Source organism: Peribacillus sp. Bi96 (assembly GCF_918698115.1).
GTDB lineage: Bacteria > Bacillota > Bacilli > Bacillales > DSM-1321 > Peribacillus.
This window is the reverse complement of record NZ_CAKKLV010000001.1, coordinates 251,301-267,718: the sequence shown is the minus strand read 5'-3', so window position 1 is coordinate 267,718 and position 16,418 is coordinate 251,301. Positions and strand designations below refer to the sequence as shown.

The 16,418-nt window shown below is 41.4% G+C and carries 13 protein-coding genes; 1 reads left to right on the top strand and 12 read right to left on the bottom strand.

What is annotated here, in order from left to right:
* Nucleotides 1-112 precede the first annotated feature (112 nt).
* From hemL to hemA, 6 genes are read right to left on the bottom strand one after another with little or no spacing between them, the layout of a single operon-like run.
* A complete protein-coding gene (hemL, locus tag LQ203_RS01295; RefSeq protein WP_230154924.1) occupies nucleotides 113-1,402 on the bottom strand; it encodes a glutamate-1-semialdehyde 2,1-aminomutase in 1,290 nt (429 codons plus the stop codon).
* A 38-nt stretch (nucleotides 1,403-1,440) separates the two neighbouring features.
* Complete coding sequence (gene hemB, locus LQ203_RS01290) at nucleotides 1,441-2,436, bottom strand: porphobilinogen synthase (RefSeq protein WP_230154922.1); 996 nt, start codon at nucleotides 2,434-2,436, stop codon at nucleotides 1,441-1,443.
* Nucleotides 2,437-2,454: 18 nt separating this feature from the next.
* On the bottom strand, nucleotides 2,455-3,231 hold the full coding sequence (locus LQ203_RS01285) for a uroporphyrinogen-III synthase (RefSeq protein ID WP_230154920.1): 777 nt from the start codon (nucleotides 3,229-3,231) through the stop codon (nucleotides 2,455-2,457).
* Entirely contained in the window at nucleotides 3,231-4,163 is a 933-nt protein-coding gene (gene hemC, locus LQ203_RS01280; RefSeq protein ID WP_230154918.1) for a hydroxymethylbilane synthase, read from the bottom strand. Before hemC ends, LQ203_RS01285 begins: the two co-directional genes overlap by 1 nt.
* A gap of 9 nt (nucleotides 4,164-4,172) precedes the next feature.
* On the bottom strand, nucleotides 4,173-5,003 hold the full coding sequence (locus LQ203_RS01275; protein ID WP_230154916.1) for a cytochrome c biogenesis protein: 831 nt from the start codon (nucleotides 5,001-5,003) through the stop codon (nucleotides 4,173-4,175).
* Between the two features lie 10 nt (nucleotides 5,004-5,013).
* Nucleotides 5,014-6,363, bottom strand: a complete 1,350-nt coding sequence (hemA, locus tag LQ203_RS01270; RefSeq protein WP_230154914.1) for a glutamyl-tRNA reductase — start codon at nucleotides 6,361-6,363, stop codon at nucleotides 5,014-5,016.
* A 254-nt stretch (nucleotides 6,364-6,617) separates the two neighbouring features.
* On the opposite strand from hemA, the gene LQ203_RS01265 reads away from it, so the two are divergent.
* Complete coding sequence (locus LQ203_RS01265) at nucleotides 6,618-7,100, top strand: DUF5668 domain-containing protein (protein ID WP_230154912.1); 483 nt, start codon at nucleotides 6,618-6,620, stop codon at nucleotides 7,098-7,100.
* A gap of 71 nt (nucleotides 7,101-7,171) precedes the next feature.
* Here the strand turns inward: LQ203_RS01265 and yihA are convergent, their stop codons facing one another.
* The 6 genes from yihA to LQ203_RS01235 form a co-directional block, all read right to left on the bottom strand.
* The gene (gene yihA, locus LQ203_RS01260; RefSeq protein WP_230154910.1) at nucleotides 7,172-7,753 is read right to left on the bottom strand and encodes a ribosome biogenesis GTP-binding protein YihA/YsxC; all 582 of its coding nucleotides are present in this window, start codon (nucleotides 7,751-7,753) and stop codon (nucleotides 7,172-7,174) included.
* Nucleotides 7,750-10,071: an endopeptidase La gene (lon, locus tag LQ203_RS01255; protein WP_230154900.1), complete on the bottom strand. Its 2,322-nt coding sequence runs from the start codon at nucleotides 10,069-10,071 to the stop codon at nucleotides 7,750-7,752. Before lon ends, yihA begins: the two co-directional genes overlap by 4 nt.
* Nucleotides 10,072-10,324: 253 nt before the next feature.
* Nucleotides 10,325-11,995 carry an ATP-dependent protease LonB gene (gene lonB / locus LQ203_RS01250; RefSeq protein ID WP_230154898.1) on the bottom strand — a complete coding sequence of 557 codons (1,671 nt, stop codon included), beginning with the start codon at nucleotides 11,993-11,995 and terminating at the stop codon, nucleotides 10,325-10,327.
* Nucleotides 11,996-12,176: 181 nt separating this feature from the next.
* Nucleotides 12,177-13,445: an ATP-dependent protease ATP-binding subunit ClpX gene (gene clpX / locus LQ203_RS01245; RefSeq protein ID WP_230154895.1), complete on the bottom strand. Its 1,269-nt coding sequence runs from the start codon at nucleotides 13,443-13,445 to the stop codon at nucleotides 12,177-12,179.
* 435 nt (nucleotides 13,446-13,880) lie between these two features.
* On the bottom strand, nucleotides 13,881-15,173 hold the full coding sequence (tig, locus tag LQ203_RS01240; protein WP_230154893.1) for a trigger factor: 1,293 nt from the start codon (nucleotides 15,171-15,173) through the stop codon (nucleotides 13,881-13,883).
* A gap of 185 nt (nucleotides 15,174-15,358) precedes the next feature.
* Nucleotides 15,359-16,393, bottom strand: a complete 1,035-nt coding sequence (locus LQ203_RS01235) for a tetratricopeptide repeat protein (RefSeq protein WP_230154891.1) — start codon at nucleotides 16,391-16,393, stop codon at nucleotides 15,359-15,361.
* Nucleotides 16,394-16,418: the final 25 nt, after the last annotated feature.

Sequence of the window (16,418 nt, the reverse complement as noted above, 5' to 3'; positions counted from 1 at the left end):
CGTCCTGCATTCACTTTATTTCGGCCAATATCGAATAAATTCAAAAAAGACAGGCTCCCTTTCTCCAAAAGTGTTTGGAAAAAGGGAGCCTGACTTAATAGTTTTATTCAAATCATTTTTTTAATTTCGCAAAAGCCTGTTCTGTAGCTGCAATGGTTTTTTCGATATCTTCATCACTGTGTGCCGTAGATAGGAATAATCCTTCAAACTGGGAAGGTGGCAAGTAAATGCCTTGATTCGCCATTTCCCTATAGTAGGAAGCAAAGAACTCTAAATCGGATGTTTTAGCTGTATCATAATTGATCACTTCTTCATTCGTAAAGAAAAGTCCAATCATGGAACCGGCACGATTGAATGTATACGGAACACCGTACTTTTCCGCTGCTTCGCCAATGCCTTTTTCGAGCATATCACCTTTTCGGGTGAACTCTTCATACGATTCAGGAGTTAATTGGCTCAGTGTTTCAAGACCAGCCGTCATTGCCAAAGGGTTACCGGACAATGTTCCTGCTTGATAGATTGTCCCGCTCGGAGCTATTTGTTCCATGAATTCGCGCTTGCCTCCGAAAGCTCCGACAGGTAAGCCGCCGCCAATTACTTTCCCAAGGCAAGTCAGGTCAGGAACGATGTCAAAATAACCTTGTGCACAATTATAGCCGACACGGAACCCTGTCATTACTTCGTCAAAGATCAATAGAGCGCCGTATTGTGTCGTCACTTCGCGTAAGCCTTCGAGGAATCCAGGTTGTGGCGGAACGACGCCCATGTTCCCTGCAACAGGCTCTACGATGATACAGGCGATGTCTTCACCAAATTGTTCAAACGCATATTTGGTTGCAGCAAGATCATTATATGGCACGGTAATCGTATTTTTTGCAATGCCTTCCGGTACTCCCGGGCTATCCGGTAAACCTAAGGTTGCAACGCCGGATCCAGCTTTGATTAACAATGAATCGCCATGTCCATGATAAGAACCTTCGAATTTCAGGATTTTATCCCGACCTGTAACGCCTCGCGCCAACCTTAGAGCACTCATGGTTGCTTCTGTTCCTGATGATACCATCCGGATCATCTCAATCGAAGGCACCCGTTCGATGACCAACTTAGCCAGTTCATTCTCAATCAGCGTAGAGGTTCCAAAGCTTGTACCTGATTCAGCTATCTTTTTCAATGATTCAACGACACGGTCATTCGTGTGACCAAGGATAAGCGGTCCCCATGAAAGAACATAGTCAATATACTCATTGCCATCGATATCATACATTTTCGAACCTTTTCCACGCTCCATGAAAATGGGATCCATGTCCACAGATTTGAAGGCACGCACAGGGCTATTCACGCCGCCCGGCATCAATTTTTTTGCTTCGGCAAACGCTTTTTTCGATTTTTCATATGACCGCATGATTCAATCCCCTTTTCCATTTCAGGTTATGTTTGTTATCATCTTTGATTTTCTTCATTTATCCAGCGTGCTACCTCTTTTGAAAAATACGTGATGATCAAGTCGGAACCTGCACGTTTTAAGCCTGTCAGCATTTCCATCACTATCGCTTTTTCATCAATCCAGCCATTTTGGGCAGCTGCCTTAACCATTGAATATTCACCGCTGACATTGTAGGAAACAACAGGAAGATTAAAATTATTTTTAACATCCCTGATGATGTCCATGTAGGATAGGGCTGGTTTCACGATTAAGAAATCTGCACCTTCTTCAACATCGGATTCAGCTTCACGGAACGCCTCAAGACGATTGGCAGGGTCCATTTGGTACGTCTTCCTATCGCCAAATTGTGGCGCCCCATTCGCTGCATCACGGAATGGGCCGTAAAAAGCCGAAGCGTATTTCACCGCATAGGACATGATCGGAATATCTTCATAACCCGCTTCATCCAAACCTGCTCGGATGGCCGCAACGAAACCGTCCATCATATTGGAAGGGGCAATGATATCAGCGCCGGCCTCAGCCTGGCTGATTGCCGTTTTGGCAAGAAGGTCAAGAGATGCGTCATTCAGGATTTTTTCCCCTTCTACGACACCGCAATGACCATGGCTTGTATACTCACAAAGGCATGTATCTGCAATGACAATGACTTCAGGATATTGTTTTTTGATAAGGCGGGTTGCCTCTTGAACAAGTCCGTTATGGTGAAACGCACCCGTTCCTTGTTCGTCTTTATCATGATCAAAAGGAACACCGAATAAAATGACCGACTTTATGCCCAGACTCACGACTTCATCCATTTCCGCACCCAGATTATCCATGGAAAGCTGATAGATACCCGGCATCGAGTTAATTTCATTTTTTACCTGTTCACCGTCAATGACGAAGATCGGATAGATCAAATCCTCTTTATGCAATTGTGTTTCACGGACTAAAGCCCTCATTCCGGCACTTGCACGTAAGCGACGGTGACGGTTGAATGGAATGTTTTTCATTAGAAAGTTCCTCCTTTATTATTTCATTTCACTTATGAATCGTATGATATCCGCGACCATGGCTTCCGTTGTATAAACAGCTGGACACACATCGACGGATAGCCCATGTTTAGCAGCCGTTTTAGCGGCAACCGGCCCGATGCAAGCGATGATGATCCGGTCTATGTATGTACCCAGTTCATGGCGTTCCATGATCTGCAAGAAATGATTGACCGTCGAAGAACTCGTAAAGGTGATGATGTCGATTTCATGATTCGTTATAAGTTGAACGAGTTGTTTTTCACTGCTTCCGGGAAGTACGGTATGATAAATAATCACTTCATCACAGGATACACCAGCTTCATTGATTGTCTCCGCAATTACCGCCCTTGCGAGATTTCCTTTTGCCAGCAACACACGTGTCCCGGAATCTAGTAAGGGAATGAACTCTGATACAAACCCTTCAGCAACAAACTGCGTTGGGACAAAATCCGCCTTATATCCATGTCCTTTCAGGGCCGCTTCCGTTTTTGAGCCGATGACGGCTATTTTCGGAAGCCTGACAGGCTTTTTACCAAGAAGCTTAAAGAAGAATTCCACTCCATTTTGACTGGTCAAAATAATCCAGTCATAAGTATTCAGCTCATCTAACCGCTGTTGAACATCTTCCAAATGATCTGGAAGAGTGAACTCAAGCAATGGTACAAGAAGCGGCGTTCCGCCATTTTTCTCGATCGAATCTTTTAAACCATCAGCCTGCCCTTTCCCTCTGGTGATTAATACCTGATAATCCTTAAGAGGTTGAAAGGGATTCATTACTGATCAAGCTCCTCTTTTACGCGATCGATCAACGCTTTACCGCCCATTTCACTAATCTGTTTGGCAGCAGCATGTCCAACTGCCTCAGGGTCAGTCCCCTCAACCATTTCTTTATAAATCACCTTTCCATCCGGAGAAGCGACCAAAGCCGTCAAGGAAACAGATTCATTATCTTTTGCTACCGCAAATCCGGCAATCGGCACTTGGCAACCGCCTTCCATTTTATCCAAAAAGGCACGTTCCGCTTCAACCGTTCTTTTCGTTTTTTCACAGGTTAATTTTGCAAGTTCTGCCAGCAGCTCTTTGTCGTCTTCACGGCATTCAATGGAAAGTGCTCCTTGGCCAACTGCAGGAATACAAATATCCTCATCTAAAAATTCCGATACGATATCCTGCTTCCATCCCATTCTTGATAGTCCGGCTGCCGCTAGGATGATAGCATCATAATCTTCCGTTTTCAGCTTATTCAAACGGGTATCGATATTTCCGCGAATCCATTTAATTTCAAGATCCGGTCTTCTTGCCAAAATTTGAGCACCTCTGCGCAAACTGCTCGTACCTATGATGGAACCGGGCTTCATTTCAGAAAGGGTTTCGTGGTTCTTTGAAATCAAAGCATCCCGGTGATCCTCCCTCGGTGGTATGCAACCAATCGTCAATCCTTCTGGTAGCACTGCCGGCATATCTTTCATACTATGTACAGCCATATCGATCTCTTTATCCAGCATCGCTTGTTCAATTTCTTTAACGAATAAGCCTTTACCGCCAACCTTGGAAAGTGTTACATCAAGAATTTGGTCACCCTTCGTGACAATTTCCTTCACCTCGAACTCATATGGAGCCCCAAGCTCTTTAAGTTGTTTGATCACCCAGTTTGTTTGGGTGATCGCTAATTTACTACGTCTAGAACCGACAATGATTTTTCTCATAGTTTCCTCCTATGTATTCCAAAAGTGGAATGTTGAAAGGCTTCCAAAAAGGAAAAAGTTTATTAACACAATCATGAAAGATCCAATATTCAGAAAGGCTAGTGTCCTTCCATACATTTGTTTCCGAATTTTCAAGTATAAAAATACACTGTAACCGATGAGCAAAATAAACGAACCGATGATCTTCATATCCAGCCAGGATACTCCAGGCACTTTTATATATGCCCATTGAATGCCCAAGATAAGCGAGACCACTAATAACGGAACACCTATTACAGCAAGGACATAAGACATATGCTCAAGCTTTGTTAAATCGCCGAGTCGAAGCAGCCGTTTTCCCCACTTCTTCCGTTTCAATAAATCATATTGAATTAAGTATAGTAGTGAAAACACGAATGAAAGAGTAAAGGCCCCGTAAGATAGAATGGCAAAAGTGATATGTATGAGCAAAAGCTCTGAAACGAGACGCTGTGCAAGTACTTGAGATTCTATCTGAACTGGTGCAAAGGTATGGATGGCCATGACCATAAAACCTAAAACATTCGTAAAAAAGACCGTAAAATCGACTCTTAGCAAACGGTTAATAACCAATGATAACGATATGAGGACCCATGCATAAAAATATAAGCCTTCAAAAATCGTCAATACCGGGAATCTTCCCGTTTTCAATACATACAGAAACAAAAAAATTGTTTGCAGTACCCAAACAATAGAAAGCAACCAGAAAGCGACCTTGTTCGCCTTCTGGTTATTATTAAGGAAGTCAATAAAATATAAAAGCATACTGATGGCATACAACAATACAGTGGCTTCATGCAATCTTGTCATTATTAATTCCATATCTACCTCATTACTGGACAGGAAGTGGATTCAATAGAGATGCCTTGGAGCTGTTCCGTTCTTTTTCATCATCCGCCACCAGCTGGTCTTCTATCAATTCCTCTAAATGGAAGATTTTCACGAAATTATTTAATTGTTCTTTTGCATTCGGCTCATCCGCAAGCTCTTTTGCATAAAGAATCGGATCTTTTAACATTTGGTTGATGATGCTCTTTGTATGTTTGTTCAGTACTTTTTTATCACGTTCACTTAAATGCGGAAGCTTTCTTTCGATACTTTCCATCGTTTCCTTTTGAATGGATAAGGATTTCTCCCGTAAAGAAGAAATGACAGGAACCACACCAAGCAAATTAATCCATTGATTGAAATCAACGATTTCAGATTCAATCATCATTTCTATTTTCTCGGCAGCTTTTTTACGCTCTTCGATATTCGCTTGCACGATCCCTTCAAGGTCGTCAATGTCATACAAGAAAACATTCTCCAGCTCGCCCAATGATGGATCGAGGTCACGAGGCACTGCGATATCGACCATGAAAATAGGACGGCCTTTACGAAGCTTATTCACGAATGTCATCATTTCTTTTGTTACTAAAAGATTTTTTGAACCAGTGGAAGTGATCAGGATGTCCGTATCCACTAAAGCGCATTGCAGCTCTTGAAGCTGCTTCGCTGTACCATTGAATCTTTCGGCCAAGTCGACGGCTTTCTGAAAGGTACGGTTAATGACAGTAATGCTGTTTGCTCCATTACTATGCAGGTTTTGAATGGCTAGCTCACCCATCTTACCGGCACCAAGAATCAAGACGTTCTTGCCATTCAGGCCACCGAAGATTTTTTTCGCAAGCTCGACTGCCGCATAGCTGACAGAAACGGCATTCGTATTGATCTCCGTCTCTGAATGGGCTTTTTTCGCTAATGTAAGGGCTTGTTTGAAGAGATGGTTAAAAACGGTACCAATCGTATCTTCCTTCTGTCCTAACATATAGCTGGAACGCACTTGTCCCAAAATTTGAGTTTCTCCCAATATCATGGAATTCAAGCCGCAGGTCACTGAAAATAAATTCTCGACAGTCCCATCGCCTTCATAGATATACAGGTATTTAGAAAATTCTTCTTTATCGATGTTAAACCATTCCGAAAGAAATTCCTTGATATAATACCTGCTTGTATGAAGCTGGTCACCGACCGCATATATTTCCGTCCTGTTACATGTAGAAATAATGATATTTTCCAAAATGCTTTTTTTATTTTTAAGAGCTTTCATTGCCTCGGCAAGTTCGGCTTCGTTAAACGACAGTTTTTCCCGAATTTCAACAGGGGCAGTTTTGTAATTTATACCAACCGCTAAAATATGCATCCTTTTGTTTTGCACCCCCAAAATTTTTCATGTAAATTTATTATACCATGTACTAAAATGGATTCACGCAAATAATATGAACAGTTTATGAAAACGTATGCTACCATGAAAAGACAGCCTAAACGCCTGAATTGCTACAAAAGGTGTCTAAGCGGTGATTTGTAAGTTACATACATAGTTCGACATTGTGTACAAAAGTACCATATCAAAAATGGCAAAAAACTTCAAGTAATCGAATTGCATAGGAGGATAAAATGAAAACGCAACGTATTTTTCCCGGAATCGTCTTAATCGGTTTCGGTCTCTATTTTTTTCTTGAACACTCTAAAATGGAAATCTTTCCAGGCTTTTATAGCTGGCCCACTTTATTATGTATAGTTGGTGCCGCCTTCTTAATTCAGGCTTATAGCGGTAATGAATATGAGTCCATCCTTCCAGGCGTCATCTTGCTGGGGTTTGGGGCTCATTTCCACATCGTCGAGAACCTAGATATTTGGCCGGATAATATAGGTATCTTTATTTTAATCATCTCACTGGGATTTATTCTCCGGGCACGCAAAACAAATTCTGGAATGTTTCATGGGATGATATTACTCATCATCTCGATCCTTTTCTTTTTCTACGATAAAATCACAACGTCTTTCGGGATTGTTGAAACAAGCACGGCAAACATCGAAAGGTTTTGGCCATTTGCCTTGATGGCAATCGGCATCTTTTTTCTAGTTCGAAAAAAGTAAAGATGGTTAATCGTATATTTCGAAAAATACATACGAAAAAGGGTATTCCAGATGCGGAATACCCTTTTCTATTACATATATTTCTTAAGGACGCCCCAGGCTTGTTCTTTCCCTTCGCCTGTTTCTCCTGAGAAAAGAAGCAATTCATCTTCTTTTTCCATATTTAACGTTTGGCGTGTGATTTTTAAGTGCTTCTGCCATTTGCCTTTTGGAATTTTATCCGCTTTTGTGGCAATAACGATCCGGGGCAGGTCATAATGCTTTAGGAATTCGTACATTGCGATATCATCCTTTGTCGGCGGATGACGCAAATCGACAATCAGAAGCGCAGCGCATAACTGATCACGGGAAGTGAAGTATGTCTCGATCATCCTTCCCCAAGCATCGCGCTCCGTTTTAGATACCTTAGCATAACCATAACCCGGTACATCCACAAAATGGAGTGCTTCATTTATGATGTAAAAATTCAAGGTTTGCGTCTTACCCGGTTTAGAGGATGTGCGCGCCAAGTTTTTTCGATTGATCATTTTGTTGATGAAACTCGATTTCCCAACATTGGAACGGCCTGCCAAAGCAAACTCCGGTATTGGAGTATTGGGATATTGTTCAGGCTTCACAGCACTGATGACAATATCTGAACTTGTCACTTTCATTCGTTCACACCTACCAATGCATGCTCAAGGACTTCATCTACGTGTGAAACTGGAACAAATGTTAATGCTTTACGGACACTCTCCGGGATATCATCAATATCCTTTTCGTTATTTTGCGGGATGATGATTTTCGTAAGTCCTGCCCGGTGAGCCGCTAAAGATTTTTCTTTAAGCCCGCCGATTGGAAGAACCCGTCCGCGTAATGTAATTTCGCCTGTCATGCCTACCTCTTTTCTGATCGGCCTATTAGTGAGGGCCGATATTAACGCTGTTGCAATCGTGATACCTGCAGAAGGGCCATCTTTAGGGACAGCGCCTTCAGGGACATGAATATGGATATCATATTTCTCATGGAAGTCCTTATCAATATGAAGTTTCTCGGTTTTCGACCGTACATAACTGAAAGCAGCCTGGGCTGACTCTTTCATTACATCGCCAAGCTTTCCTGTCAGGATAAGTTTGCCTTTACCTGGTGATAAGGAAACCTCGATTTGAAGCGTATCGCCGCCAACCGACGTGTAAGCTAAACCATTAGCTACACCGACTTGGTTCTCGACTTCAGCCTGTCCATAATGGAACATGGTTTTCCCTAAAAACTCCTCGACATTCTTTTCAGAAATGACGACCCGCTTTTTATCTCCGGACACGATGATTTTCGCAGTCTTCCGACAGATGCTTGCAAGCTGTCGTTCCAGACTCCGAACACCGGCTTCCCGAGTATAATAACGAATGATTTTGGTAAGAGCTTCCTCACGAACTTGCAGTTGTGTCTTCAATAGACCATGGTTTTCCAACTGTCTAGGCAGCAGGTGATCCTTGGCTATGTGAAGTTTCTCTATCTCAGTATAACCTGCAATCGAAATGATTTCCATACGATCACGTAGCGGTCCAGGAATCGATGCCAAATTGTTTGCCGTCGCTATGAACATGACTTTGGAAAGATTATACGTTTCTTCAATATAATGATCACTGAAATTATGATTTTGCTCCGGATCCAGCACCTCAAGCATCGCTGCAGATGGATCACCCCTAAAGTCATTGGACATTTTATCCACTTCATCCAGCAAGAAGACCGGATTGATCGTTCCAGCTTTTTTCATACCTTGGATGATCCGTCCTGGCATTGCTCCTACATACGTGCGGCGATGTCCCCGGATTTCTGACTCATCACGCACCCCGCCTAAAGAAATACGAACGAAATTCCTGTTCAGTGATGACGCGATCGATTTAGCCAGACTGGTTTTTCCGACGCCAGGGGGTCCCACTAAGCAAAGGATCGGTCCTTTCAATGAATTGGTCAATTGTTGGACGGCTAAATACTCAAGCACCCGCTCTTTCACCTTTTCCAAACCATGGTGATCCCTGTTCAGGATTTTTTCAGCTTTATGAATATTCAAGTCATCTTTAGTGGCATTGGACCAAGGAAGCGAGATCAACCATTCAATATAGTTGCGAATGACTGAGCTCTCGGCTGAGCTGGACGGCACTTTTTCATAACGGTCCAATTCCTTTAATGCCGTTTGTTTAATGTGCTCTGGCATATCCGCTTCTTCTATCTTTTCGTTGAGGACTTCTATCTCCCCCGTTTTTCCTTCTTTATCGCCCAATTCCTTTTGGATCGCTTTCATTTGTTCACGTAAATAATATTCTTTTTGAGTCCGCTCCATGGAACGCTTAACACGCTGACCGATCTTTTTCTCGAGAAAAAGAACTTCTTTCTCGTTATTGATGATCTCGATTACACGGCTTAAACGCTTTTTCATATCGATCGTCTCAAGCACTTCTTGCTTCTCCTTCAATTTCAAAGGCAAATGGGAAGCGATTATATCCGCTAATCTCCCCGGCTCTTCAATATCGGAAGTGGATGAAAACGTTTCACCAGTTATTTTCTTGGACATTTTTATGTATTGTTCAAAATAATCCAGTAGAGTGCGCATTAATGCTTGATGTTCAGCATCTTTTTCGTCACTGTCTTCATATATTTTAATCTTGGCACCAAAATGTGTCTCATAATCGTAAAATTCAATGACCTCTGCTCGGTTCAATCCTTCCACCAACACCCGGATCGTGCCATTCGGAAGCTTCAACATTTGTTTTACCTTTGTCAAAGTGCCCATTTTAAATAAATCTTCTTCACCTGGTTCGTCCAACGAAACATCTTGTTGTGTCGTCAAAAATATAAGATGGTCTTCCACCATTGCTTTCTCAAGGGCTTGTACCGATTTATCTCGGCCTACATCTAAATGAAGTACCATTGTTGGATATACAAGCAGTCCTCTAAGCGGCAGGAGGGGGACGATGATTTCTTTATCAGTCATTTCCTGACACCTCCATCTAATTAGTATCGTCGTTGTAAACTATTTACCCATGTTCTCAACCTTTTAACAATTCTATCCTATTTATATAGAAGTGTCTATTTGTTTACCTTAACACGTTTCGACTGCTTTTATTATCTCCAATATTAGATAAAAAAGCACGTATGACATGTGTTTATTTTTTCGTTCGGTTTATGCAAGTCGTACATTATGGTCCTAAAAATACCCCGGTTGTATTAAGCCGGGGCATTTTCCTTTATACGCTTTCTTTTTTTGATAGGTCCAAGGACGTGAGGATTTGTTCCGTCATCATTTCCTTTTTCAGTGCCTGATCGAGCACTTCTTTCACATTCGAAACGGGAATGATTTCTATATCCTTGATTTCAGATAGCAGCGGCTGTATGTTATCGACTGGAATAATTACTTTTTTTGCCCCGGCCAGTTTTGCGGCCTTGATTTTCGGGATGACTCCGCCAATCGGTTTAACACCGCCATGAATGGAGATTTCTCCAGTCATCGCCAATGTATGATCAACAGGGATTTTATAAATGGCCGAGTAAATGCCAGTAGCCATCGCAATTCCCGCAGAAGGGCCATCTACAGGACTGCCGCCCGGGAAGTTGACATGGATATCGAATTGATCGGCAGGTACTCCCATCGACCGTAGAACCGTAATTACATTTTCAACCGAACCTTTTGCCATGCTCTTGCGGCGAATCGATTTTCCGTTCCCTCCGCCAATGCTCTCCTCTTCGACGATGCCGGTAATATTTATTGAACCCTTCTCATTAGAAGCGGCCATGACGGTAACCTCGATTTCTAGCAATGCCCCGGAATTGGGACCATAGACTGCAAGACCATTGACAAGGCCTATTTTGGAATCAGATTCTATTTTCTTATCCATTCTTTGCGTCAGCTGGCTGCTATGTGCCATCCAATCAATATCTTCTTCTCTAATAAAAGTCCTGTTCTCATTAATGGATATACCTGCAAGGGTTTGAATCATGTTGACAGCTTCCCTGCCATTTCGGGCATAATCCGAAATCGACTGCAAGCCTTTTTCACTGATGGTGATTCCCACTTTATCGGATGCGTTTTTAGCCACCTTGATGATTTCTTCCCGATCAAGTTCACGGAAAAACACTTCTATGCACCTTGAGCGAATCGCAGGTGCGATTTCATTGGGCGTTCTGGTTGTGGCTCCAATCAAGCGAAAATCAGCCGGAAGTCCATTTTTAAAAATATCATGGATGTGAGTGGGAATATTTTGATTTTCCTCTTGATAGTAGGCACTTTCCAAAAAGACCTTACGATCCTCCAATACCTTTAACAGTTTATTCATCTGTATTGGATGAAGCTCCCCTATTTCATCTATGAACAGCACGCCGCCATGAGCATTGCTGACAGCACCTTGCTTTGGCTGCGGAATGCCGGCTTGTCCCATCGCCCCGGCCCCTTGATAGATCGGATCATGCACCGAACCAATCAGCGGATCGGCAATTCCCCGCTCATCGAATCTAGCTGTAGTGGCATCCAATTCAACAAACACGGCCGAATTCTTAAATGGTGACTTACCATTCTTCTTAGCCTCTTCCAAAACAAGTCTGGCCGCTGCTGTTTTTCCTACACCTGGAGGACCGTAAACAATCACATGCTGGGGATTTGGCCCACATAAGGCCGCCTTTAAAGATTTAATGCCATCTTCTTGACCGATGATTTCATTAAATGTACTTGGTCTTACTTTTTCCGCCAATGGCTCTGTTAATGAAATGGATCTCATCTTACTTAATTGGTCCATTTCCTTTCTTGAGTCGCGGTCAATGGAAACTTTTTGTGTCCGCTGGCCTTTCAATAAGTTCAAAAAATACAATCCAATTATAATCCCAAAAAAAAGCTGGATAAACAACGCCAATCCTGTCCAATTCATCGTATTCCCTCCTGCACTCTCCTAGTTTGTCATTTCTGTTAGTATCTCCTTGGGAAGGGCGAATTTATCCAAGAAATTCAGGTTGTAAATTTTGGGGTTTTTAACCTAAAGAACAACATTTTTTTCAGTAAACATAAAAAGACTGCCAGGATGAACTGGCAGTCTTACTTTTTCTTATAAATTAAGCAGATGTTTTCTTTTCTTGTCCTTTGATAGTTGTACCGTCTTTAAGGACGAGCTTTGGAGATTCATTTTTCGAAATTGTGCTGCCTGTGATAACACATTTTGCGACATCATCACGTGATGGTAAATCGAACATCACTTCTAAAATGATCCCTTCAATAATGGAACGCAGTCCACGTGCACCAGTTTTACGTTCAATTGCTTTTTTAGCAATTTCACTTAGCGCTTCCGGTTCGAATTCCAATTCAACATCGTCAAGCTCAAGCAATTTTTGATATTGTTTAACAAGAGCATTTTTCGGTTGTGTCAGAATTTCAATCAAAGCTGCTTCATCCAATTGCTCAAGTGTGGCAATTACCGGAAGACGTCCGATAAATTCAGGGATTAATCCGAAACGAAGCAAATCTTCAGGAAGGACTTTGGAAAGCAATTCTTTTTCTGCAATGTCATCCTTTTTCACGTCAGAGCCAAAACCAATGACTTTTTGACCAAGACGGCGTTTGATGATTGGTTCGATGCCATCAAAGGCACCGCCACAGATGAACAAAATATTGGTCGTATCAATTTGGATGAATTCTTGATGTGGATGCTTACGTCCACCTTGTGGCGGAACACTTGCAACCGTTCCTTCAAGAATTTTCAATAAAGCTTGTTGCACACCTTCACCAGACACGTCACGTGTAATCGAAGGATTTTCCGATTTACGGGCAACTTTATCGATTTCATCAATATAAATGATGCCTTTTTCCGCTTTTTCCACATCATAATCAGCCGCTTGAATCAATTTAAGAAGGATGTTTTCCACATCTTCCCCTACATATCCAGCTTCCGTCAATGAGGTCGCATCAGCAATGGCAAAAGGAACATTCAGTAAACGCGCCAATGTTTGCGCAAGAAGGGTTTTCCCGCTTCCCGTCGGTCCGATTAGGGCGATGTTACTCTTAGAAAGCTCCACATCATCGACTTTGCTATTGGAATTGATACGTTTATAATGATTGTAAACTGCAACAGCCAAAGACTTCTTCGCCTGTTCTTGTCCAATCACATATTCGTCAAGAATTTCACGGATTTCCATAGGTTTTGGCACATCTCTGAATTCTACTTCTTCATCAGTACCCAGTTCTTCTTCGACGATCTCCGTACAAAGCTCGATACACTCGTCACAAATATATACACCTGGACCAGCAACCAGTTTACGAACTTGTTCTTGTGTTTTACCGCAAAAAGAACATTTTAACTGTCCTTTTTCATCATTAAATTTAAACATGAACGTTCACCCCTTTAAATACTCTTCCAACTCTATTACATAGCGGTACCCAATCGTAATGAAAAAAAAAACTAGGCACACATCTACTTAAGCATTCCAAAATTCCCTAGTATGTTTTGCATTTTATCATGTTCTTGGAAGTTTAGTAACAAAAATGCTCACGCGTCCGAGTTGTTAAATAAGTACAATAATCAATCAATATGTATTTGCCCTTTACCAGTATGCCCAAAACTTTTGATTTTTAAAATTAGGATTCGCTGTATAAATATGTATATGCGGTATTAGAACTAATCTACACCGAAATCCAAAAAAAATCAATCAGGAAATAACTGATAATTGAAATTTTCACTAATTCTCAATATGTATAAAACAAGGCACGATTACTCGCGCCTTGTTTTTTTAAGGTAATATTTAAATCTGCTTACTTATAAAAAATTATTTTGCTTCAACTGTTTTGCTGTTTTCTACCAAGAAGTCAATCGCTTTCTTAATTTTAAGATCGCCTTTGATTCCATCTAAGTTTCCAAGAGCTTGTTTGATCGCTTCAACTTCCATGTTGTACATTGTAGCCATTTGTCCAAGTTCAGCTTCAACATCTTCGTCAGTTGCTTCAAGTTTTTCAACTTCAGCGATTGCTTCAAGAGTTAGGCTCGTACGAACTTGTCCTTCAGCTTCTTCTTTCATTTGTGCTTTTAAAGCTTCTTCGTCTTGACCTGAGAATTGGTAGTAAAGTTCCAAATTAAGTCCTTGAGATTGAATGCGTTGAGAGAACTCATTCATCATACGGTCCACTTCGTTTGAAATCATTGCTTCAGGAACGTCCATCTCTGCACCTTCAACAGCTTTACCAATTACAGTATTTTGTACGAAGTTTTCTTCTTCGTGTTTTTTGTCATGCTCTAATTTGTGTTTTGTTTTTTCTTTCAGTTCAGCCAAAGTTTCCACTTCGTCGTCAACATCTTTCGCGAACTCATCATCAAGCTCAGGAAGTTGTTTTGTTTTGATTTCGTGAATTTTCACTTTGAATACAGCTGGTTTACCTGCAAGTTCAGCAGCATGGTATTCTTCAGGGAAAGCAACTTCGATATCTTTTTCAGCGCCAGTTTCAAGACCAACAAGTTGCTCTTCAAATCCTGGAATGAAAGAATTTGAACCGATTTCCAATGAATGATTTTCGCTAGCTCCGCCTTCGAATGCTTCACCATCAACGAATCCTTCAAAGTCAAGAACAACTGTATCGCCTTCAGCAGCTTGTCCTTCTTCTTTAACAACAAGCTCAGCTTGACGCTCTTGTAAAGTTTTCAATTCATTTTCAACATCTTCGTCAGTTACTTCAGTGTTGAATTTTTCAACTTCAACACCCTTGTAATCTCCTAATTTAACTTCCGGTTTAACTGTTACAGTTGCAGTGAAGATTAGGTTTTCGCCTTTTTCCATTTTTTCGATGTCGATTTCTGGACGATCTACAGGCTGAATTCCAGCTTCTTCGACAGCATTTGCATAAGCATCTGGAAGAATGATATCAAGCGCATCTTGGTAAAGTGATTCAACGCCGAATTTTTTTTCGAACATTTGACGTGGCATTTTCCCTTTACGGAAGCCAGGTACATTTACTTGTTTTACAACTTTTTTGAAAGCTTCGTCTAAACCTTCGTTTACTTTTGCAACGTCAACTTCAATTGTTAGTACGCCTTGATTACCTTCTTGTTTTTCCCATTTTACAGACATGTGTTTCCCTCCAAAAAATCTATATACTTCAATAATAAGCATTGGATGAATATGCTTTGCAAGTGTTAACAAGTCATCCTTCATATAACCCCAACAAAATTATTGGGAAATCGTCAAATTTAGACGATTATACATTACAACCACTACATTATACCACAGGTTTATTCTGTTACAACAGCAATAGGTTAAATAATGGGATAAGAAATTTCCTCAATTTCTTTTAAATAGGATAGAATATCCGCAACGGCTTCCTCATCAGCATGGTAAATATCCGCGATGTCCATCCCGGAAACTTCTCCAGCCATGTATTCTTCAGCTAAGGCATGGTAGGCAGCTGCCCATCCTGGCAAGCTTTCTGGCTCTGGTTCAAAAGGATATAATAGAAAGGAATGCCGTTCGATCAAGCTATGCACCATTTCATATAAGCTCGGGTTTTCCTGACTTAATTCCTCTTCTGCCAGGCCCGTAACCTTCTTATAAAAGGCCGTCTCCTTCAAACTTTCTAATTCCCTTGGTATGACAGATTTCGATTGATTGAATTTCCTCAATGCCACTTCTTCGTTATATTCCTGGTCAATAAGAATGATAAGCAGCATCGTTTTAAAGAACGGATGCCCATCATCCTTTTGTAGAAATTGTTCGATTTGCGGGATAAATGGTCGAATATTGATATTCGTAAGTTTTGAAATGACCAAGAACATTTCATTATCCGTTTTACCTACAAAAAGATCATCCTCTTGCAATTCCTCTGCAATCTGCTGATTTTGTCTGTCTTCTTCATCTTTTTTTTCCTCAAGTGCCCGTTTGCTGAACTGAAGCATCTTTTCGAAATGTTCCTCTTTATCAAAGGGAATTTGGCTCTCTTCAAATAGCAGTTCGATCGTCGCGACCATTTCCTGATGCTCACCTAATTGAAGCAGTACCATCAAATAGATATTGATAAGCTGAAAATAGTCACCGATGCCTTTATTCAGCATCTCTTTACACAATTCTTTTGACTCCTCATAATACTCAAGTTCGACAAGCGAGACCACTAGCCCCATGCAAACTTCATCATTTTCGGGCTCATACTCCCTCGCTTGGGTAAAAAGCTGTGCAGCAACTTTGAAGTTTCTGTTTCCAAGCTCATCCAACCCTTTTACAATCAACCTTTCACCGAGATTCGGAAAGGCGATAATCTTGGTTTCTCCGGCCTTCTTTTGGTTGTTCTCATTATCCATCCTATTTTCCGCCTCACCGTTCGCT